This window comes from Candidatus Tisiphia endosymbiont of Piscicola geometra (assembly GCF_964026415.1).
Lineage (GTDB): Bacteria > Pseudomonadota > Alphaproteobacteria > Rickettsiales > Rickettsiaceae > Tisiphia.
Genome location: NZ_OZ032144.1, coordinates 83,655 through 106,583, shown reverse-complemented (window position 1 = coordinate 106,583; position 22,929 = coordinate 83,655). Strand labels below are relative to the sequence as shown.

17 protein-coding genes are annotated in these 22,929 nt (G+C 34.0%); 7 read left to right on the top strand and 10 right to left on the bottom strand.

What is annotated here, in order from left to right:
• Positions 1-15: 15 nt before the first annotated feature.
• From AAGD26_RS00495 to rpsU, 3 genes are all read right to left on the bottom strand, one after another.
• Entirely contained in the window at positions 16-5,016 is a 5,001-nt protein-coding gene (locus tag AAGD26_RS00495; protein WP_341751771.1) for a hypothetical protein, read from the bottom strand.
• 372 nt (positions 5,017-5,388) lie between these two features.
• Entirely contained in the window at positions 5,389-6,636 is a 1,248-nt protein-coding gene (locus AAGD26_RS00490) for a hypothetical protein (RefSeq protein WP_341751770.1), read from the bottom strand.
• A gap of 132 nt (positions 6,637-6,768) precedes the next feature.
• Entirely contained in the window at positions 6,769-6,969 is a 201-nt protein-coding gene (rpsU, locus tag AAGD26_RS00485) for a 30S ribosomal protein S21 (protein WP_341748434.1), read from the bottom strand.
• Positions 6,970-7,075: 106 nt separating this feature from the next.
• Between rpsU and AAGD26_RS00480 the strand changes: the two genes are divergently transcribed.
• From AAGD26_RS00480 to AAGD26_RS00465, 4 genes are read left to right on the top strand one after another with little or no spacing between them, the layout of a single operon-like run.
• On the top strand, positions 7,076-7,705 hold the full coding sequence (locus tag AAGD26_RS00480) for a COQ9 family protein (protein WP_341751769.1): 630 nt from the start codon (positions 7,076-7,078) through the stop codon (positions 7,703-7,705).
• Between the two features lie 17 nt (positions 7,706-7,722).
• Entirely contained in the window at positions 7,723-11,193 is a 3,471-nt protein-coding gene (ileS, locus tag AAGD26_RS00475; protein ID WP_341751768.1) for an isoleucine--tRNA ligase, read from the top strand.
• A 26-nt stretch (positions 11,194-11,219) separates the two neighbouring features.
• Entirely contained in the window at positions 11,220-11,366 is a 147-nt protein-coding gene (locus AAGD26_RS00470; protein ID WP_341751767.1) for a hypothetical protein, read from the top strand.
• Complete coding sequence (locus AAGD26_RS00465) at positions 11,344-12,240, top strand: Rpn family recombination-promoting nuclease/putative transposase (protein ID WP_341751766.1); 897 nt, start codon at positions 11,344-11,346, stop codon at positions 12,238-12,240. The genes AAGD26_RS00470 and AAGD26_RS00465 overlap by 23 nt, the downstream gene beginning before the upstream one ends.
• Before the next feature lie 214 nt (positions 12,241-12,454).
• On the opposite strand, the gene AAGD26_RS00460 is transcribed toward AAGD26_RS00465, so the two are convergent.
• The 3 genes from AAGD26_RS00460 to AAGD26_RS00450 form a co-directional block, all read right to left on the bottom strand.
• Positions 12,455-14,185 (bottom strand): class I poly(R)-hydroxyalkanoic acid synthase, encoded by a 1,731-nt coding sequence (locus tag AAGD26_RS00460; RefSeq protein ID WP_341752351.1) that lies wholly within the window; start codon positions 14,183-14,185, stop codon positions 12,455-12,457.
• A 240-nt stretch (positions 14,186-14,425) separates the two neighbouring features.
• On the bottom strand, positions 14,426-15,916 hold the full coding sequence (locus AAGD26_RS00455) for a UbiD family decarboxylase (protein ID WP_341751765.1): 1,491 nt from the start codon (positions 15,914-15,916) through the stop codon (positions 14,426-14,428).
• Positions 15,913-16,995, bottom strand: a complete 1,083-nt coding sequence (locus tag AAGD26_RS00450; RefSeq protein ID WP_341751764.1) for an LptF/LptG family permease — start codon at positions 16,993-16,995, stop codon at positions 15,913-15,915. Before AAGD26_RS00450 ends, AAGD26_RS00455 begins: the two co-directional genes overlap by 4 nt.
• A gap of 388 nt (positions 16,996-17,383) precedes the next feature.
• Between AAGD26_RS00450 and AAGD26_RS00445 the strand changes: the two genes are divergently transcribed.
• From AAGD26_RS00445 to AAGD26_RS00435, 3 genes are all read left to right on the top strand, one after another.
• Positions 17,384-17,641, top strand: coding sequence for a hypothetical protein (locus tag AAGD26_RS00445; protein WP_341751763.1), 258 nt, complete (start codon positions 17,384-17,386; stop codon positions 17,639-17,641).
• Between the two features lie 174 nt (positions 17,642-17,815).
• Positions 17,816-18,190 (top strand): tetratricopeptide repeat protein, encoded by a 375-nt coding sequence (locus AAGD26_RS00440; protein ID WP_341751762.1) that lies wholly within the window; start codon positions 17,816-17,818, stop codon positions 18,188-18,190.
• 43 nt (positions 18,191-18,233) lie between these two features.
• Positions 18,234-18,587 carry a hypothetical protein gene (locus AAGD26_RS00435; RefSeq protein WP_341751761.1) on the top strand — a complete coding sequence of 118 codons (354 nt, stop codon included), beginning with the start codon at positions 18,234-18,236 and terminating at the stop codon, positions 18,585-18,587.
• A gap of 317 nt (positions 18,588-18,904) precedes the next feature.
• On the opposite strand, the gene tgt is transcribed toward AAGD26_RS00435, so the two are convergent.
• From tgt to AAGD26_RS00415, 4 genes are read right to left on the bottom strand one after another with little or no spacing between them, the layout of a single operon-like run.
• Complete coding sequence (gene tgt, locus AAGD26_RS00430) at positions 18,905-19,990, bottom strand: tRNA guanosine(34) transglycosylase Tgt (RefSeq protein WP_341751760.1); 1,086 nt, start codon at positions 19,988-19,990, stop codon at positions 18,905-18,907.
• Positions 19,991-19,992: 2 nt separating this feature from the next.
• Positions 19,993-21,177 (bottom strand): acetyl-CoA C-acetyltransferase, encoded by a 1,185-nt coding sequence (locus AAGD26_RS00425; protein ID WP_341751759.1) that lies wholly within the window; start codon positions 21,175-21,177, stop codon positions 19,993-19,995.
• Entirely contained in the window at positions 21,174-22,163 is a 990-nt protein-coding gene (locus AAGD26_RS00420; protein WP_341751758.1) for an alpha/beta fold hydrolase, read from the bottom strand. Before AAGD26_RS00420 ends, AAGD26_RS00425 begins: the two co-directional genes overlap by 4 nt.
• Entirely contained in the window at positions 22,153-22,899 is a 747-nt protein-coding gene (locus AAGD26_RS00415; protein WP_341751757.1) for an outer membrane protein, read from the bottom strand. Before AAGD26_RS00415 ends, AAGD26_RS00420 begins: the two co-directional genes overlap by 11 nt.
• Between the last annotated feature and the right edge of the window lie 30 nt (positions 22,900-22,929).

The window sequence follows — 22,929 nt, the reverse complement described above, 5'->3', positions numbered from 1 at the left end:
AATTAGCAACTTTTGTTAAGGATTTCTACCACTACCTACATTTCGGTTAGGTTTTTTATGAGCAAGTCCTTTCATATCTAGAGAACCATCTAGAGCAGGGGTGGCATTAGCATCATGTAATAGCTGAGACGCATCCTTAAAAAGAGGGTCAGCTGTTACACGATCAGGTTGCAACCCGTGAACAGCAGCTGAATTTACCTTAATATTACCCTGGACATTTCTAACGATTCCTACATATTCCCCTTTGTTTTTAAGGACTTCTTGCTCAAGTTGCTCAAGAGTGCTTTTATCTACTGGTAAAGTATAAGTTTTACCCTTACGTTTCAAATATAAAGGTGACTTATTGTCATCAGAACAAGAAAATATTTCTGTAGGTTTGGTCAGATGCACTAACTTGCCATTCTTATAGTGAGCAGTCAAATATACAGCATCTTCTTTACCAATATTACGTCCATTTGTATCTTGCACTGCAAAAGACATATGGCACGCCCCCTGCATATCTATAGATAACGGTATATTTACCATACGAGCATTTTTAATTTCTTCTCCCTCTCTAGTTTTATATTTAGCATTTTTGTCATCATGACTTACATCATAACTCAATGTTGTTTCATTTATTGTTACAACATCCTTACCGTTTTGCTTCAAGTTAAAGCTTTTACCTGATTCTGGGGATATAATATTTTCTTGCCATGCAATATCTTTATACTCAGCTGCAAATTTTTTATGAATATCTGTATAGCCTCTTTGTTCAATATTTTCTATCTCTCGTAGTACATTTGAGTCCCGAAATGCTTCGGATAATTTACCAACATTTTCTTGGGCAAATTGAGCAAAACTGCTTGTAGATTGCAAAGAACATTTATTAACAATTGGCTGAACTTGCTCTCTTGACAATTCCTTAAAAGCTTGCAATATTTTATCATCGTCATAAACATTACCCTTAGTCTTATCCTGAACTAATACTTTATCTACAGACACGCCACTATCCATCACTGGTCTATACTCTGTACCTACTGATTGATACAACTTTTGCCTATTATCTGTTTGGCTATCAACTGCTCTAAACTCTTTAGTAATAGTCTCTGTTTCCGTACCTATTGACTTACCAGCTATATTATCCGTTTGAATCTCAACTTCGTATGCTTCTGGCTTAATTTGCAACTTTTCCAATTGACTTAGAAGTGCGGCATTTTGCCTTGCAAGAGCAGCTATCCTAATATCCTTATCTCTAAGCTCTGTTACCCTAGCCTGTTCATCTTCTTGGATTCTTTGGGCATGTTCCTTAGCAACCTCCAACCTCCTCCAAAGTTCATCTATATCCCCTTTTTGTTTTGTTACTAAAGCATTATACTTTAATTTTTCTGCTGCACTAAGTGTTTCTGGCTGATTTTTTGTATCTTTTTTTATTTTTTCTAACTGAGATTTTAACCCCTCATTTTCGTTATTTACTTTATTTAGCTGAGTTTTAAAGTTTTTATTTTGCTCATATTGTTCAGCAGAAATAAGTTTCTCCAATGTTAGGTCTTCTTGAATTTTCTTTAGCTCTGCCTGTTGTTTTTCGTATTCTGCCTCTAAATAATTATACTCTAAATCTTTTTTTCCACTAAGTGTTTCTAACTGTTTTCTTGCATTTTCTATTTTTTCTAACTGAGATTTTAAACTATTATTCTCATTGGTTAACCCACCTAGCTGATCTTGTAATTCTTTAGCCTGCTCACTTTCTTGTCCATGCAATCTTTCAGCTTTAACCAATTCTTCATGAGTATTGGTTAATTCTTCTTTCGCCCTTTGTAGCTCTGTCTGTTTTTCTTGCTGCTCTGATTTTAGTTTTGATAATTCCTCGTTTATTGTTTGCAATTCTACTGCAGCTGCCTCTGATTGTTCTTTAAGCATTGCTGCATAATTTTCTTTTGCTACCTGTAATTCCGAATTGGCGGCTTCTTTTCCTTCTGTAAGAGCCTTTATCTGATTTTCCTTCTCCTCTTTTGTTTTTTCTAACTCAGTCGTTAATTGATGCTGAGTCTTGCTTAATTCCTCTACCTGTTCTTGTAATTCCTTAGCCTGCTCACTTTCTTGTCCATGCAATCTTTCAGCTTTAACCAATTCTTCATGAGTATTGGTTAATTCTTCTTTCGCCCTTTGTAGCTCTGCCTGTTTTTCTCGCTGCTCTGATTTTAGCTGTGATAATTCCTCGTTTATTGTTTGCAATTTTGCTACAGCTGCATCTGATTGTTCTTTAAGCATTGCTGCATAATTTTCTTTTGCTACCTGCAATTCCGAATTGGCAGCTTTTTTTGCTTCAGTAAGAGCCTTTATCTGACTTTCCTTCTCCTCTTTTGTTTTTTCTAACTCAGTCGTTAATTGATGCTGAGTCTTGCTTAATTCCTCTACCTGTTCTTGTAATTCTTTAGCCTGCTTACTTTCTTGTCCATACAATTCTTCAGCTTCAAACAATTTCTTACTAGTACCGGTTAATTCTTCTTTTGTTCTATCTAGCTCTGTCTGTTTTTCTTGCTGCTCTAATTTTAGTTTTGATAATTCCTCGTTTATTGTTCGTAATTCTGCCGCAGCTAGCTCTGATTGTCCTTTAAGCATTCCTGCATACTTTTCTTCTGCTACCTGTAAATCCAAATTGGCGGCTTTTTTTGCTTCAGTAAGAGCCTTTATCTGATTTTCCTTCTCCTCTTTTGTTTTTTCTAACTCAGTCGTTAATTGATGCTGAGTCTTGCTTAATTCCTCTACCTGTTCTTGTAATTCTTTAGCCTGCTTACTTTCTTGTCCATACAATTCTTCAGCTTCAAACAATTTCTTACTAGTACCGGTTAATTCTTCTTTTGTTCTATCTAGCTCTGCCTGTTTTTCTTGCTGCTCTGATTTTAGTTTTAATAATTCCTCGTTTATTGTTCGTAATTCTGCCGCAGCTAGCTCTGATTGTCCTTTAAGCATTCCTGCATACTTTTCTTCTGCTACCTGTAAATCCAAATTGGCGGCTTTTTTTGCTTCAGTAAGAGCCTTTATCTGATTTTCCTTCTCCTCTTTTGTTTTTTCTAACTCAGTCGTTAATTGATGCTGAGTCTTGCTTAATTCCTCTACCTGTTCTTGTAATTCTTTAGCCTGCTTACTTTCTTGTCCATACAATTCTTCAGCTTCAAACAATTTCTTACTAGTACCGGTTAATTCTTCTTTTGTTCTATCTAGCTCTGCCTGTTTTTCTTGCTGCTCTGATTTTAGTTTTAATAATTCCTCGTTTATTGTTCGTAATTCTGCCGCAGCTAGCTCTGATTGTCCTTTAAGCATTCCTGCATACTTTTCTTCTGCTACCTGTAAATCCAAATTGGCGGCTTTTTTTGCTTCAGTAAGAGCCTTTATCTGATTTTCCTTCTCCTCTTTTGTTTTTTCTAACTCAGTCGTTAATTGATGCTGAGTCTTGCTTAATTCCTCTACCTGTTCTTGTAATTCTTTAGCCTGCTTACTTTCTTGTCCATACAATTCTTCAGCTTCAAACAATTTCTTACTAGTACCGGTTAATTCTTCTTTTGTTCTATCTAGCTCTACCTGTTTTTCTTGCTGCTCTGATTTTAGTTTTGATACTTCCTTATTTATCTCTTGCAATTCTGCTGCATAATCTTCTTTTGCTTTATTATACTCTAATTCTTTTTCCCCACTAAGTTCTACTAACTGTTTTTTTTCATTCTCTATTTCTTCTAACTGAGTTTTTAAACTATTATTCTCTTGGGTTAACTCATTTATCTCGGCTGTTAACTCTGCAACTCTATCTGTTTTAAGTGCTTTTCCTAGTTCATCGAATAAACTAAGATCATTCGGTGTAATAAATGGCTGCTGCCCTATTTGTTGCCCTTCCTTTTCTCTCTGCAGTTCCCTAATCCGTTCTTGCAGTTCGCTTATCACTGCTAGATTTTCTTTTATTTGCATATTTGCAGATAATCTTTCCTTATCTGTAGATAGCTTTAATTGCTCTAATTGGTAGGTTTGATCAGCTGCTTCTTCCTGTGCAATCTTAAGCTGTTCATTCAACTTATTAATCTCAATTTGACGTTTCAGTGACGCCTCAGCATCATTAGCTCTTTCTTGTAATATAGGATAATGACTGACGGAACCTTCTTGTTGTTGTTTTGCACTGGATAGAGGGGGGTAAGATTTTTGTTCCAATTGCTTTAATTCTTCAAACAACTGCTCTTCTTTTTGCTTGCTTTGTTCAATGATTTGAGTTTTTTGCTCTATTTGACCTTGGATTTTCTTTATTTCTTCTTCTCGTAGTTTTACATTTTTATATTGCTCCACTATTGTAGAATTTTCTGCTAATATAACTTCTATTTCTTTTTCTATCTCCGCTTGCTGTTCCTTAAACAATTTTTGTAGTATTGGCTGAACATCAACTGCCAAATTATTAGCTAAATCTTTCTTTTCTAACTTCTTTTTTTGCTCGATTAAATTTCCATCTCTTTTTTCTAAATTCTGCATACTGGCATTAAGCTCGGTCATAAGCTGCGAATTTTTCTCAAGCAACTCTTTTTTGTCATCTTCTTTAAGCAATTCACTTCCTTCAAGAAATTTAGCAAATGCCTCTTTGTGTTCAATGCTCCTATGAGAAGTATTTTGTCCATCTTCACGTAAAAACTGCTCAAACTCTCGGCATATCTTAAGATTTAATGCAATATTTTCATATTGCTGCTTGATCAGTTCTAACTCTAAATCTATAAATTCATTTTGTTCTTGAACTGCTTGTATTATTGCGTCTGCTGATTGAGCAGCTAGGTGTCCTTTTATTTTTTCCTGCTGTTTCCAAAGTTTTCCCAACAATTCTAATGCATCATTATCTTCTTGCTGCAAATTATCTTTTAGAGTATCTAATGCTTTTTGCTTGTCTTGAATATCTTTTTGTAAACCTTTAAGGTCTTTATCAGCTTCTTCAAATATACCCTGTTCAGTTTTCATCTTTTCTTGAAGTTGTTTTATTGCGGATAAAATTTCTTCTGATTCTGGTAATGACATTTTTTTACCCATAGTTTAAATTATCTAAATTAATATTATAAAATTATTTGAGTATAACTATAACTTCAAAAGTTGTTAAAAACAACTTTTAGAAGTAAAATCTCTAAATTATTGCTCTAGATTATTGGAAATTCTCTATCAGGAGTTTTGCACTTTATATATACTGCTCGTAAATGAAGAGTTGGTAGACGATAGTATAACTTCAAGAAGAGCTAGGCAGTAGCAAAGTCGAGCTGCTAGGCGTACATTAGTACGTGAGCAGCGGAGATCTTTAGACACGACAACGCCAATTCTTGAAGTTCTACCTGAGTATATCACCTAATTCAATAGGTTTCACTATAGTAAGAGTAGGATGATAAGTATGGGACAGGTCTATTTAATAACCTTTGGGATAGTAACTGTACGAGTATGCCACAAAGTATATATCCCCTTAGCTATATTCTCACTAGCAGAATAATACTTAGCTCGCATATTATTAGGTATATTAGGTAAATGAAGATGCATATTCTCATCAATAATTGACACTCTTCCTTCATTAAACTCGTTTTTTATATGTCTTTTATGGGTTTCGTTCATTGTGGAGTTATAATACACCGTAACAGTTTTAGCAGGTAACATATCTACGGTTTCCGAGACCATAGAAGTAGACTCACCTGGTACTATAATCAGACTATGCTTGTTATATAAAACGGCTCCAAGAATAGCCTTATACATACTTGGTTGTCCTTTCTTAAAGTCAAATAATTTAAAGGGTACTCGATTTTCTTGTAAAACCCTTTGGAAACTTGATGTCACCATGTCCATTATACTATCTTTTTCATGTACACTAAGCTCTTTATTGTTTTGGCAATCATATTTTCCTGTACGCGGTCCATTGGATACTAATACGAAATAATTATTTTTTAATGCAAGATTACTAACATATTCGGCTAACTTCTCGGCTTCTTTATTTGTGTAGCAATGATATGTACCATTTTCCGGTACATCCCCTGCTAAAATCACTGCTAAATATTTATCAAAGGAAGAGAACATTGATTTAAATGCACCATATTCTGATTCAATATCAGAGACCTGCATATTATGAGCTACCCCATTAGTATTAAGTAGTATAGTGTTCACGCCAGTAAGCTTAACATTATGCTTATCTAATGCATGGTTAGGCAATGCTATTATGTCTGCACCAAAAAAATCATCACGTTTTTCTTCAACAAGTTGCTTGTGTGATAAAGTGCCATTATCTAATAGTTGGTGAGAAAGATGTACTGCGATAATCTTTTTTGCCAGTTCAGGATCTGACTTTAATTTAGTTATTGATTCTATGCCGTAATAACCAACTGAAACTATAATGGCAAGATTTTTGTTACTGCTAATTTGATCCTTAACGGTTTCTAATTGAGATTTATCGTATTCCTCAACATTCAGCTTAACAGACTTGCTTTTAAAGTACTTCTCGCTTTCTCTTGCTACTCCTAGCAATTGACTACGATCCCCAACAAAAGCTTTATCGCTTATAATATATAAATTAGCACTCTTTGTTTCAGCTGCGTGAGTATGCATCATAAAAGATGATATTATTAAAACTATAAAAAAAATATAGCAAAAATATGTTCTAATAATCATAATATCTCAAATATTAACATTGGACTTGCTTGCAGGAAAGAAACGATGTCACCACGGCAACACGATGTCATTACCACGTAAATTACTAGTACACCCCCTGCACGTAAACAGGGGGGTAAAAAATAAGAACCATCAGCCTTCCATTAGTTGTTTACGAGCAACTTTTCTTTTTCTTCTTTCTGTTTCTTGATCTTTACGAACACGTTTTACTGAAGGGGGTTCATAGAAACGCGACATTTTCATTGAACGAAAAACAAGCTCTCTTTGCATTTTTCTTTTCAAATTTTTAATTGCTTGTTCACCATTCCCAGCATGAACATTTACTAGTATCACTTTTAATTACCCCCTTTTAGCATGAATTTTAGCATATTAGACTATTGAATGATAGTAACATTATCTATATACTAAGCTTATATGTCAAGATTAAAAGATGCATTTAATGACTACTTACGAAAAATATTATAGTTTGAAAGTACAATTTGTACAAGTTCTAGCAAAACTGCTAATCTTTGATAAGTGGAATAATAAATTATTGGCAGATACCGAGGAAGAATGTGGGTTTGTTAAAGGCTATTATCATATAATCTTTCCGGGCGGCATAAGGGAAATAGTTGATTTCTTTGAAAATTGGCAAGACCAGAACATGCTTGATTTACTATCTCAACAAAAAACCCCGATTAAAATAAGGGATAAAATTGATTTAGCTTTAAGAATTAGAATAAAAGATTGTACACCTAAACTTATACATTTGAAGAATCGCAGTTATTTTACCACACCATCAAACAGCATATTCGCAACAAAAATAGCTTTTCGTACATGTGACTTAATTTGGCGTTATGCAGGTGATAAGTCTATAGATTATAATTATTATACTAAGAGAGGTCTGTTGCTCAGTGTTTATATAACTTCAATACTTTATTATATTCAAGATGAGTCGGAAAATAATGTAGATACTGATCAATATATCACTAAATCCTTATCCAATATTATAACTATGACCTCTAAATGTAAGAATATGTTAAAGTTACCAAACCCTTTCGATATACCAATTATTCGACTATTTTCATAATAATCAATATTACAAACATGACTAAAAAATACTACCCAGATATTCAATCTAATGTTGATTTTCCAACAGTGGAAAAAAAGATTCTAGCTTATTGGCAGAAGCACAATATTTTCCAAAAAACTATAGATGCTAGAGCATCATTAGAAAGTAGACCTACTTCGAAACTCGCTTGTGCTGAGGGATTTGAAGGAGACGCGGAACGCAGGACCGCAGCGTACTCTAATGTACGTGAGGATTCGAGTACCGCATCGACATACAAATCACCAGCAGAAGTAGAGTTTCGAAAGAGGTCTAATGGGCAAAATAATGAATTCATCTTTTATGATGGCCCACCCTTTGCTAATGGATTACCACATTATGGACATTTGCTAACTGGCTTTATCAAAGATGTGTATGCACGTTATCAAACCAGTAAAGGCAAAAGAGTTGAGCGACGCTTTGGTTGGGATTGTCATGGACTACCTGCCGAGATGCAAGCAGAGAAGGAGCTGGGTATTTCTGGTAGAACTGCCATCATCAATTTTGGTATTGATAAATTTAACGAGCATTGTAGATCATCGGTCATGAAATATGCTGATCAGTGGCAGGAATATGTCAATAGGCAAGCAAGATGGGTAGATTTCAATAATTCCTATAAAACCATGGATAAAGCCTTTATGGAATCTGTTTTGTGGGCTTTTAAAGAGTTATACAAAAAAGGACTTCTCTATGAATCGATGAGGGTAATGCCTTATTCTTGGGCATGTGAGACACCTTTATCTAATTTTGAGACTAGGCTAGATAATTCATATAGAGAAAGAACTGATAAGGCGGTTACGGTAAGTTTTGTACTTAATGAGAAATTGCCAAGTTCTGTACCCTATAATGAGTACAGAATGCTGGCATGGACTACGACTCCATGGACTTTGCCGGCTAATTTAGCATTAGCCATTGGAGAAAATATTGAATATGCTTTAGTGCCAAATGGTCAGGTTTGTTATATTTTGGCTAAATTTGCTTTGGAAAAATATTCCAAAGAATTAGGGCTTAGTGCTGACACAAATTATGATATAATTGAAGGTAAGTGCCTATTAAACCTGAATCTTACTTACCGACCATTATTCGATTATTTTTCCAACCATCTTGGTAGCTTCAAAGTTCTTTCCGGAGATTTTGTAGTTGAAGGAGACGGCACCGGTATCGTCCATATGGCTCCCGGCTTTGGTGAAGAGGATCAGATTCTTTGTCAATCTCAAGGAATAGAACTCGTTTGTCCTGTAGATAATGCTGGAAAATACACCAAAGAAATTTATGATTTTGTTGGTTTACAAGTATTTGATGCTAATGATCAAATTATTATTAAGCTAAAAAATCAGGGTAATTGGCTTAAAACCGAGCAATATATTCATAATTATCCGCATTGTTGGCGTACTGATACCCCTCTTATATACAAAGCAGTTCCTTCTTGGTATGTAAAAGTTAGCGAATTTAAAGACAGGATGGTTGAATTAAACCAACAAATTAACTGGATACCCTTGCATATCAGGGATAATCTATTTGGCAAATGGTTAGAAAATGCTAGAGATTGGTCAATTAGTCGCAATAGATTTTGGGGGACGCCTCTACCAGTGTGGAAGTCGGATGATCCGATTTATCCAAGAATTGATGTATATGGGTCAATAGAGGAGCTAGAGAAAGATTTTGGAGTGACAATCGTTGATTTACATAGACCTTTTATTGATCAGCTAACTAGAAAAAATCCAGACGATCCAACCGGTAAATCAATGATGGTTAGAGTAGAAGATGTTTTTGATTGTTGGTTTGAAAGCGGCTCTATGCCTTATGGACAAGCACATTACCCATTTGAAAATAAAGAGTGGTTTGAGGGACATTTTCCTGCTGACTTTATAGTGGAATATTCAGCACAAACACGTGGTTGGTTCTATACTTTAATGGTACTGTCAACAGCCCTTTTTGACCAACCACCTTTTTTAAATTGTATTTGCCATGGAGTTATATTAGATAGCACCGGACAAAAATTATCAAAGCGTCTTAATAATTATGCTGATCCACTAGAATTATTTGATAAATATGGTTCTGACGCTCTAAGAGTCACCATGCTCTCTACCAATATAGTTAAAGGTCAGGAATTATTGATCGATAAAGATGGAAAAATGGTTTATGAGAGCCTACGTTTATTTATCAAACCCATTTGGAATGCCTACCACTTCTTTACTTTGTATGCTAATAGCGATCAGATCAAAGCTGAGCTAGACTTTAATTCTCAAAATGTGCTAGATCGTTATATTTTATCAAAACTAAAAATATCAGTACAAAAAATTCAGCATGGGTTAGATAATTTTGACAGTCAAATAGCTTATAGTAGCATTGCCGATTTTTTTGAAGTATTAAATAATTGGTATATTAGAAGAAGTAGGAATCGTTTTTGGAAAAGTGAAAAAGATCAAGATAAGGAAAACGCTTATAATACCTTGTATACTTGTCTTGAAATAATGTCTATTGCTCAATCCAGTTTATTGCCATTAATTTCTGAGGAAATTTATTTGGGACTCACAGGGCTAGAGCAGAAAAGTGATAGTAGACTTTCTGCAAAAGTCGCTTGTACGCAAGGGTGTGAAGGAGACGCTTCACCTCGAACCGCAGCGTGCTCTAATTCCGTTACGGATTCGAGTGCCGCATCATTGTCCAAATCACCAGCAGAAGTAGAGTTTTGTAGGAAGTCTAGTGTTCATTTAGCAGATTTTCCTATACTTGATACGATAGAAATCGATTATGATTTGGTCAGCACTATGGATCAAATATTAGATATTTGTAGTAATGCTTTATTCATTAGAAGCAGTGAAAATATTCGGACTCGACAACCACTGAGTAGTTTAACAATCATTAGCAACAATAATGAATTATTAATAAAATTTGAAGAATTGATTAAAGATGAGATCAATGTTAAAAAAGTAATTTATAGAGATGATGTAGAAAATTATGCCGATCATAAATTATCGATTAACTTTCCTAATTTAGGCAAGCGTCTACCTCATAAAGTCAAAGATATCATAATAGCTTCTAAAAATCATCAATGGCAGCTCACCTCTGAGCATCTAATAATAGCAGGAGAGCAACTGAATAAGGACGAGTTCTCTCTAGTTTTACAACCTAAAAATGTTAAAGGTACAAAATCTTTAGCCAATAATCATGGACTAATATTGCTAGATTTAGACATAACAAAAGAATTATACGAAGAAGGTATAGCAAGAGATTTGGTACGCTTTATTCAACAAGCAAGAAAAGATGCCAATTTTGCTATAAGTGACAGAATCTTTCTAGAAATTATTGGTGAACTAGATTTTATGCTAATAGTCCAGCAGCACAGTCAATTTATTCTCGAACAAACCTTAAGTGAATTTGCTAGCAATTTTACGCCAGAATATATGACTAATATTGAATTAAATTCAGACATAATAAATATAAGGGTAGCAAGAGTTTCTAAGTAACCTCAAATATAGTCAATTCAGGAGAATTGGATAGCAAGAACGATGGAGCGAAGCCTATAGATAATAGGCGAGTGATCGAAGACGACGTCACTAAATTCTCATCAATGAACTATATAGAACTTGTAAAATTTGTTAAAATAGGTAAGGAAAATGGCTGGACGCTTAAAGCATGATCAAATCTTTCGTAAAGCTATGGAAAATCCACTAGTAGCACATGAACTTTTTGATGCCCATTTACCTAAACATATTAAGGATTTAGTAGATTTCACTAGCCTAGAAATGGACAATACAACTTTTGTTGAACCAAATTTAAGAGATACTATCTCAGACGTGTTGTTTTATACTAAATTTGGTAAGCAAGATGGTTATCTGTACCTGCTCGTCGATCATCAAAGCAGCCCTGATCATTTCATGGCTTTCCGTCTCTTCAAATATATGATGAATATTTGTAACAGATATTTAACTGAGAATCCTAAAACCAAAACTTTACCGTTAGTCTATCCGTTAATATTTTTTAACGGCACAAGAAAATATAATGTGTCTCGTAATTTGTGGAGTTTATTTGACAATAGTAAATTAATTAGGGATATTTGGGCAAATGATTATCAACTAGTAAATGTGCATGATATTGCTGATGAGGAACTGAAAAAAAGAGTGTGGTCAGGCATTCTCGAATTTTTTATGAAACATATAAAAAAACGTAATCTATTAAAGAAATGGCAGGAAATAGCCAATATTTTACCTGAATTTACCAAAGTGACTATAGGTTATAACTATATTGAAATGATTCTTTCTTACACTTTGACAAAAATAGATCAATCGGATAAAATAGAGTTGGAGAAATTATTAACCAGTAAGTTAAATCAACAAACAGGTACAAAACTTATGGGTAGTTTAGCACAACATTGGGAACAAATAGGTGAAGCTAGAGGTGAAGCTAGATTAGTAAAAACGATGATAAAAAGTGGTAGTTCTATTGAAGAAATCTCTAGAATGACCAAATTATCTACTACCAAAATTAGAGAGCTATTAAAAATAAATACTTAAAGCAGCTTCCTTAATTGTGACGACCTGATTTTGAAATGACACTGGCTTGCTTTCATCGGCAACAAGCGGCTTAAATTAACTGACTTTAAAAATACAGTCTAGCTTGATTTAATTGACTCTCAAAATTTCTTGGCTCACATTAATTGATTCTATATTTTCATCGGCTCACTTTATTTAGCTCTATCAAGTTGAGATTAGGTAAAAAAGTTAGAGGTTATATTCTTTTATGAGCATATTTGCCGGGGGCAAGTTCGATGGATTTTAACCTATCATAATCTATCGATTTTATTAACTCACCACTATTATCTTCTAACCAAGTAAGCCAGTAAGACCACCATGATCCTTGATGCTCATCAGCATTAATAAACCATGATTCACTAGTCAAGGTTAAGTCTTTATTAGTTTTATAATTATATTTAGACATTGCAGGAGGATTAACCACCCCTGCAACATGTCCAGAACTTGTAAGACAAAAGGTTTTGTTACCTTTTAATAGTTTTAATCCTTCATACACCGATCGCCACGGAGCTATATGATCGTCATTTGCAGCAAGGAAAAAAGAATTACAGTCAATCTTGCTCAAATCAATTGGCGTACCAAATAATGATAAGTTACTCGGTTCTTTTAATAAATTATTTAGATACATATTAGTTGGTAAATTCGTTGGATCAGCATTCCAATATAATAAGTCAAATGGCATTGGAGTTTGACCAAGCAGATAGTTATTAACAAAAAACGACCATACTAAATCATTAGCTCTTAGCAAACTAAAGCTATTCGACAAATAACGACCATCAAAATATCCTTTAGAATTCATTTCTTGTTCGATCATGGCAATCGATGACTCATTGACAAAAATACTTACTTCCCCAGGATTTTTAAAGTCTAAAAGGGTAGTAATAAAGCTGACACTATTAATATAATTTAAATTATTTGCCTTCAGATAAGCAACAGCAGTTGCAAGAAAAGTTCCACCAATACAATAACCAATAGCATTAATATGGTTATATCCAAACCGCATTATATATTCACAAGCTTCTAAAACTCCTTCTTTTACATAGTCCTCAAAACTTTTATCAGCTAGAGTTTCATCGGGATTAACCCAAGAGACCATATATACTTGAAAATTATGTTCGACAAGAAATGCTACCATTGAATTATGTTCAGATAGATCAAGTATATAGTATTTATTAATACAGGGTGGAATTATAAGTAATGGTATCGCCCGTGTTTTTTGCTTAGGTTCATAACATATTAACTGTATTAATTGATTCTGAAAAACAATTTTTCCTTTAGTAGTAGCTATATTTTTGCCAAGTAAAAAAGCATTATTATCGGTAGTTTTTATATTTAATATATCACTAGAATTTCTTATATCTGCAAGAAAGTTTTCTAAGCCTTGAACAAGATTCTGACCACCTGTTTCCAAAATTTTACTAAGAACTATCGGGTTACCAAAAGCAAAATTTGACGGAGAGAAGGCATTAATAAATTGATGCGTCATAAATGCCAAATGTTGTTTAAGGTCAGGTGCTAGTTCATATTGTTCGATATTATCCTGTAACCATTCTGAAGACATTAAATAGAACTGCTTAACAAAATCAAAATACGCATTATCCTGCCAAGCTAAATCCTTAAACCTTCTATCTTTACTATTTGGTGAAAAAAGAGGAGTGGTTGATTTCCCTACAAATTTCTCTACTGAATTTATGACAAGATTCTGAAATTTCTCAACATACTGAATATTTAGTTGCCAAAATTTTTCAGGATTTTTTACAAATTGTTCACTTAAGCTTGATAATATAACTCTATTTTTATCCATATCAATAAGAGATGCAGGGATCATGTTCCCCCTGCCCTGCATAAGACAAAGTATTATCTCTTGGTATTTATCACTAACTTTTTTTATATTTTTGATTATTTCATCACTAGAAATATTATCCACTATATCCAATTCCAATTCTTCAAGTCATTTGAGTATACTCAGGTAGAACTTCAAGAATTGGCGTTCCCGCGACCAAAGATCGAAACGGCCTAGTTACTCATGTACGCTACGCCGCTCAACTTTGCTACTGCCTAGCTCTTCTTGAAGTTATACTATCGTCTACCAACTCTTCATTTACAAGCAGTATATATAATATATACTATAAATTTCTAACACTAAGTGTTTTAAGAAAAAATTATTTCAAGTTTTTGCGGATATACCAAGCATATCCCAAATTTTGTCAATCTTTTTAACAACTTCACTAGTCATTTCTATTTTCTTACCCCAAACTCTATTAGTTTCTGGGACTATTTTATTAGTTGCATCTATTCCCATTTTACTACCAAGGCTAGACACAGGTGAGGCAAAATCAAGATAATCTATTGGTGAATTATCGATAAAAGTAGTATCCCTAGAAGGATCTACCCTAGTAGATATTGCCCAAACCACTTCCTTCCAGTCACGAATATCTATATCATCATCTACCACAATAATAAATTTTGTATACATGAATTGTCTTAAAAATGACCAAATCCCCATCATTATTCTTTTTGCATGACCTGCATAAGCCTTACGAATAGATACCACAGCAACTCTGTAAGAACAACCCTCAGGTGGCAACCAAAAATCAACGATCTCTGGAAATTGCTGTTGAATTATCGGAATAAACATTGCATTTAATGCTTCACCAAGTATAGATGGCTCATCTGGGGGTTTACCAGTATAAGTACTTAAATATATAGGTTGTCTTTTCATGGTAATAGTCTTAACATTAAATACTGGAAAATATTCAACGTCATTATAGTAACCTGTATGATCGCCAAATGGTCCTTCTGGTAGATACTCATCAAAACTTACATGCCCTTCAATAACAATTTCACTATGAGCTGGCACTTTCATATCTATACTGACGCAATTTACCAGTTCAATTGACTTACCTCTTAATAATCCAGCAAAATTATACTCAGACATATTATCGGGTAGCGGCATAACAGCAGCCATAGTCACGGCAGGACTTGCCCCAATAACCACTGCAGCAGGGAAAGGATCAATCTTTGCTGATTGCCAACGCTTATGTTGCTGAGCTCCACCTCGCATTTTAAGCCAGCGCATAATAAGTTTGTTACGCTCTACTACTTGCATTCGGTATATACCAAGGTTAAAATTATCTATTTTTTCTAAGCTAGGTCCTTTTGTAACAACTATTGACCAAGTAAGTAGTGGTGAAATATCAAGAGGCCAGCAGGTTTGTATCGGCAATATATTAACATCAGGATCATTAATTATCACTTCTTGACAAGGAGCTTTTGACAAAATCTTGGGTGACATAGCCAATATTCTTTTGGCGAGTGGCCACATAGCAAAGGTTTCTTTAAAGGAAGAAGGTAGTTCTGGTGCTTTAAGAAAAGCTAGCAATTCACCAAATTTCCTCAACTCTTCTGTATTTTTTAAACCAAGTCCTAAGGCAATCCGCTGCGTGCTGGCATATAAATTAGTTAAAACTGGCATATCAGACTTAGTCCCATCATCTCTAATAACATTTTCAAACAAAAGAGCAGGACCATCTTTTATTAAAACTCTTCTACTGATTTCTGTTATTTCAAGGTTAGATGATACAGGATAAGATATACGATTTAGGAGACCATTTTGCTCTAAAATTTTTAGGAATTGTGGTAAATCTTGAAAACTCATATAATTTTACGAAAATATAAATACAGGCTTAAAATAATAGCGATAATAATGTTAGCATAACAAGCAAAGATAAAATTTGAATCTTTAGAAGCAAGATTTTGTAATACAAAGTGTAAATATGTGATAATTATTGCAGAAAGTGCTGTAATTAGAATCTGCCTCAGACTAGATTTTTTATTATAAGGCTGTCTTAAAAAAACCGACAATGTTAGAAAAACAAGTACAAAATTATACATTGGCCAAATCAATCTTTGGTGTCCCTCAGCAACTAATTTAATCTGTCTCTGCTTTGATAGATTATTGTTGGGTTTTAATAATTCATGAATATAATATTCATTGATTTCTCGACTATACTCTTCCTTTACCAATCTTTTAGCATCATTACTGACTAATTCTACTGTTAGAACATCAAATGATAAATTAGTTAAATTACCATTATAATCATATACCTGCCTAACTCCATCTTTTAGTTGAAAAAACGAAGAGTTATTATATATTTTAAATATCCCCGATCTAGAAAATAAAATTGCATGATTATCATGTTTACGATTATCAAAAAGGATTAAATCTTTCATAGTACCATCAGCCAATTTTTTATCAAAATAAACTGTGATATCTTTAGAAATTGTATTAAATGTCTTCTCATCTAGTAGAGTGGATGCATAATTATTTTTCATGAAATTAAGATCTGATTTAAGCTTTGCATAAGATAATGGCAATAAACTAATCGAAATATAATAAGCAAATAACGTAACTGTCAAAGCTACAATCAATGCTGGACTAGCTAGTTGTATATTACTTAATCCCAAATTTTGCAGAATAATTATCTGACGCCTCTCACTTAAAGCATTATAAGTATAAATAATAGTGATAATAGTTGCAAAAGGTAGCAAAATAAATAGCAAAGATGGAATAACTAAAATAATTAAATTTAAGAAATCCTGAGCTTTTATTCCTTTATCAATTAAGTACAAAAACTTTAATATCTGAGTAATCCATACAAGGCTAGTGATCGAGAAAATAATTATCACCAAGGATGGTACAATATTTCTTATTATATAACGTTTATATATTAACATTCTGTAATCATTTATAGTCTTTCAAATATGTATACTCAAATGAGTTATCACAGTACTATTATCTACCAAATCCATGTAGTATACTATAAAATTTCTATCCACTAAGTTAAAAAATACAATTATACCTTCTGCTTTAAAAAATTATTTATAACCCATTAAGGTTCTATATAACTCATTCGTTGCCACCTAAAATGCCTCCTCGCTAATAGCGGAGTAATGCTAGTCAGGGTAACTATAAAATATCACTATGTTATTTTTTATCAGCTAGCCAGGGTAGCTTTGAAACTAAACCTTGACTCCTATATAAAAAAAGCTATTTTATCAATTTAAATAGTTTATATTAACTATCTTGTTAAACTGAATATTATTAAATAGGAAACAATTTTTTATGTCAAAAAATCATAGACATTCTAAACAAAAAAATTTACAGACAAATCCTTATCGTGACAACAACGGTGACCTTACCCCAAAGTATTTTGATGATACGAAAAATTTTGACCAATTAAATGATACAAATAAAAAGTTTCATCTGAGAGGAACTATAAAGAAATACGGTGAAGACTTACTATCAGAAAACATGAAAGACGCAGCTATAAAGCTTGGAGTCATCACTGCTCCTTCCCCTTCTTCTAATACAGGTAGTTGACTTACTACTGCTGCTGATGTTCTTGCAACTATCCCCAAAGCGGTTGTCTTAACACTAGCCGCTAGTGAAGTATTAAAGGCTGTTGGTGCACTCCCTACTGGATATAACCATAACCACCCATCTGCAGAACCTACAGATAACTCCGATGCAGTTCATCATAGAGGTAAACGTGGTGTGGGGGATATATCAGAAGTACAATCCATTACTTTGTCAAATCAGAACTGTTTGGCAGTTGGAGTGAAAAGACATCCCGCTAACGGGCATATAGACTGGGGCGAGTTATTTAAAAAGTGTTATAATGAACCTTGCCACAAAGGTCAATCATTTGTTTCAAGCGATGAAGGAGACAGCTTTAATTGGGAGTATTTATTAAAAAATCTACATTTAAATGAGTGCAATGGATTGAGTTCTGCTGGTAAATATCAAGAAGCTCTAACAGAATGCAACAAGGCTCTTGAGGTAGATCCAAATTTTACACAAGCCCTTGAACAGAAAGCTGCTCTAGAAGAATTACTAGCAGCACTTACTACCATTGAGCCATCTCCCTAGCTCTGCAGAAAATTCCACTCCTACAGCGAACTCTACCACTATAATGGAAGAAAATACACCTACCACTATAACGGAAGAAAACACACCCAACCTAGAACCTCATAATGCTCCATTTAATAGGGGTTCTGTTCCTACAGCAGCACCACACAAACAAACTACTGAAGGTCAAGGATGGTCGCTGAAAGATATATTGACAGCTGCAGGTTCAGCTGCGATTGTAGTAATTACGGTAGGTGGTATTGCTACTTATATTTACAAAAAAGGTACTGCTATTTGCCAGGAGTATTGTAGTAAAACAGAAGAACCATACACTACATTTGCTTTTTCAGTACCTAAAGACACCGATTTAATGGGTAATGGGTCAGGAGATGCAGATTCATCAGAAGTGCCACTATAAGTTGCAAAAAGAACAGTAGAAATATTGTTAAAAAAGCAAAGCACCAATACTATAGCTAACCCGTTAAGGTTCTAGATAGCTACTCGCTAATAGACATTTAGGAGCTTATAACAATATACTCGATGAAAATCAACAATTGCGTTGTCGTTGTCCAAGACCTGCGGTACTCACGTACTAATGTACACTGTGCTCCTCGGCTTGGACACTTCTAGCACTTGTTGATTTTGATCTTCGTCTACCAACTCTTCATTTACGAGCAGTATATCAAGAACTTATCCGTGTTAGCTATACCGTTTTAACAAAATTATCCCTCTGAACTAATTGATAAAATCAAAGTCTTTCCCTTGTTGAATATATTGTCTTATTCTTGACATTAATTCTTGGAAATACACCAAATTATGCCACGTCATAAGTACCGCCCCTAGAATCTCTTTTACCTTTACCAAATGATGTAAGTAAGCTTTATTATAATTTTTACATGCTGGGCATGGACAATCATATTCTAGAGGTTCATGATCGCTACTATATTTACTATTGCGAATATTTACTATACCATATTTGGTAAAAGCTTGACCATTCCGACCCGAGCGGGTTGGAATAACGCAATCAAACATATCTACTCCCCTTGCAACCGCACCAATAATATCATCTGGTTTACCAACCCCCATAAGATATCTTGGCTTATATTTAGGTAACAAATCCGGAGCATAGTCTAACACATTGAACATTAGTTCTTGCCCCTCACCTACTGCTAGACCTCCGATAGCATACCCTTCAAAATCTAATTCTACCAAATTCTGTGCTGACTGAACACGTAACTCCTGATATATACTCCCCTGTACAATACCAAATTGACCATAACCTTCTCTTTGAACAAAGGCTTTTCTTGACCTCTCTCCCCATCTAGATGTCAACTCCATAGATGATTTTGCTTGCTCAAATGTTGCAGGATATGGGGTACATTCATCAAACGCCATAGTAATAGTGCTATCAAGAAGATATTGTATCTCAGTTGCACGTTCGGGAGTTAACATATGCTTACTACCATCAATATGAGAGTTAAAAATTACACCTTCTTCGGTAATTTTACGTAATTTCGATAGGGACATGACCTGAAAACCACCTGAGTCAGTAAGTACAGGCTTTGACCAGTTCATAAATTTACGCAAGCCCCCAAGCTTAGCAATTCTTTCAGCAGTTGGCTGCAACATTAAGTGATAAGTATTACCAAGTACTATATCAGCTCCGGTAGACTCCACTGCTTCGGGCAACATGGCTTTTACCGTACCTTTCGTACCGACTGGCATAAAAGCTGGGGTACGTATCTGACCGTGCCTAGTAGTAATAACACCAGTTCTTGCTTTTTTATGTTGAAACTTTAAGTCAAATGAAAATTTTTGCATTATTAATTTACCTTTTCAATACACATAGCTATCCCCATCCCTCCACCTATACAAAGTGTTGCTAGCCCTTTTTTCGCGTTAATTTTTTGCATTTGATGAATTAATGTTACCAAGATTCTTGCCCCACTTGCTCCTATTGGATGACCAAGAGCAATAGCCCCTCCGTTCATATTGACTTTATTAATATCCCAATTCATCTGTTGATTTACATAAATAGCTTGAGCGGCAAAAGCTTCATTAGCTTCTATTATGTCCAAATCTTCTACTTTCCAACCAGCTTTGTCCAAAGCCTTCTTCGATGCTGGTACTGGACCTGTTCCCATAATATTTGGTTCTACCCCTACTTCAGCATATGATACAATTCTAACAAGAGGTTTTAGATTATATCTCTTTAATGCTTCTTCAGATACTACCATTAAACAAGCTGCTCCATCATTAATAGAAGAAGCATTACCAGCTGTTACAGTACCTTCTTTGTCAAAAGCTGGACGTAGTTTAGCTAGAACTTCTAATTTAATATCAGCTCTAATTCCCTCATCTTGATCAAATATTAATGTAGCTTTTTGCATCTTAACTTCTACTGGTAAGATCTCGTCTTTAAAACGACCTTCTGCTTGTGCTTCACGTGCTTTTTGGTGTGATTTTAGTGCAAACTCATCTTGCATTTCTCTAGTAATATTAAATCTTTTAGATATATTTTCGGCGGTAATTCCCATTAAATTATTAGAAAATACATCGGTCAAACCGTCATACTGCATCAAATCTACCATTTGTGTGCTACCTAACTTATGACCAGCACGAATATACGATCCATGTAAACCCAAAGACATATTTTCTTGCCCACCAGCTATCACAATATCATTATCACCTGCAATAATACTACTTGCTGCTAAACATACCGTTTTTAACCTAGATCCACATACTTTATTAACTGTGAAGCCTGTAACTTCTTTAGGTAATCCAGCTTGGATTAGAGCTTGCCTAGCAGGATTTTGTCCTACGCCACCAGTGATTACCTGTCCCATTATTACTTCATTAATAATAGCTGGATCTAGTTTACTATCTTTTAAAATTGATTCTATAATGATAGCTGCAAGTTTAGTTGCTGGAATTGATCCTAAGCTTCCTAGCAGAGATCCTACTGCTGTTCTTTTTGCATGAGTTATATAAACTGCCTTTTTACTCATCGAGTATACTCCTTAAATAAGATATCTAAATTGTTATTAATCAAATAGCTAATATGACCACTTGGTACTTCGAAGATCATAGATTCTCTAAATAATTTGTGTAAGGATAACATAGATGATTTTGGTACTATTTTGTCATTACTTGCAATTATTTGATATACTGGTTTATTTATTAATGTCGGATCAATGGTGATATTGTTGACTTTCCATTGAAGTTTTGCAAGCATATTATTGCCTACTACATCATCCATAATTTGTATATATATATTTCTAGACAAAGCAGTTCCAGACATCAACCAATTTTCTACTCTAAAAGATAAATCTCTTATTTTTGGTACAGTTATGGTAAAAAATTTATCAAGTTTTGTACTGAAATAATTTGGCATTAATAGGAAAAAAAGAATCTGAATATGTAGTTTAGGGATCATTGGCAAATTTCGTACATAATAATCTAGACCAAGATATTGGTATATATTCCTTGCTGTAGCAAAATGGGAGAAATCCCAAGGAGTTGAAAGTAATGTTAATGTTCTTATCATGTTTGGTATTATTATAGTGGCTGCCATTCCTATAATACCACCGATACAGTGTCCCACTAAGTCTATTTGATACTTTTTTTGTCTTAAATTGCTAATAATTTCAACTACCCTCTTTACGTAGTCTTCTAACAAATAATCAGCTTCATCAACTTCAAAGCAATCAACTAGAAACACCTCACCACAATGTCTTAAGTTATCAACAAAGCTTTTTGATTTAGCTAAGAAGAGAATTTCCGGGGAGTTAAAGATCGAAGGAATAACTAAGAATATTCTTTTTTTACTAATAATGCAATCTTGCGATGCCAGTGTTTTATAATATAAAATTTGATAATATTTTGTTTTAGTTATTTTTTTACCCAAGGAACAATACTTATTACCCAATAAATATTTGGATGAATAATCATTATATTGATCAAAATATTCTTGATATTTATTATTATATATCAAATCTTATGCCAGCAATCACATTATGAGTTCTGTAAGAATTTTTAGTCATTTCAGCAGTGCTATATTTCTTTTCAGTATCATTATATTTATATTGCTTAGATGGTACTTTTCCATAATCTCTCCAACTATATACAACATCAAAATTTACATGATCAAGCACATTGATAGACGTCCCAATAGTCAACTGATAGGCAAAATTATTAGCCTTCTTAGAAGACACAGAAACTGCTACCATTGGGTTTGTGACTGTATCGCTGTGTTTCACAGTAGCTGTTATTGTTTCTTTTATTTGAGCCATTCCAACACCTGCTCCTATAAAGAACTTGGCAATACCTACACCATACAAATCAATATAACTATTAAGTAACAATGACTCTACTTTGGCTTTATGTGCTACTTCTGCACGTGTGTGAGATATTTTCGGTAGTGTCTTATTGTCATTCCTAACAATATTTAGAATATTCTTATCAATCTTACTGCTTTCCAATTTTGGAACAAAATCGAGTGTTAAATCTACTCTAACATTATTCATTACATAATAGCCTACACCAAAACCAGAAATAGCCTTAATTGGATAGTGCTTCTTTCGTATATTAGAGTTAGCCTCACTTCCTTCACTTAATATTGTTGCACCAACTTCTGCTTTTACATAAAATTGATTTTCATCTGCTATTGATATGGTAGAAGTCAAAATAACAGAAGTTGCAACAGCGATTAATAACAATAGTTTTCTCATATACTCTCGTTAGATTTTCTATATAGACAT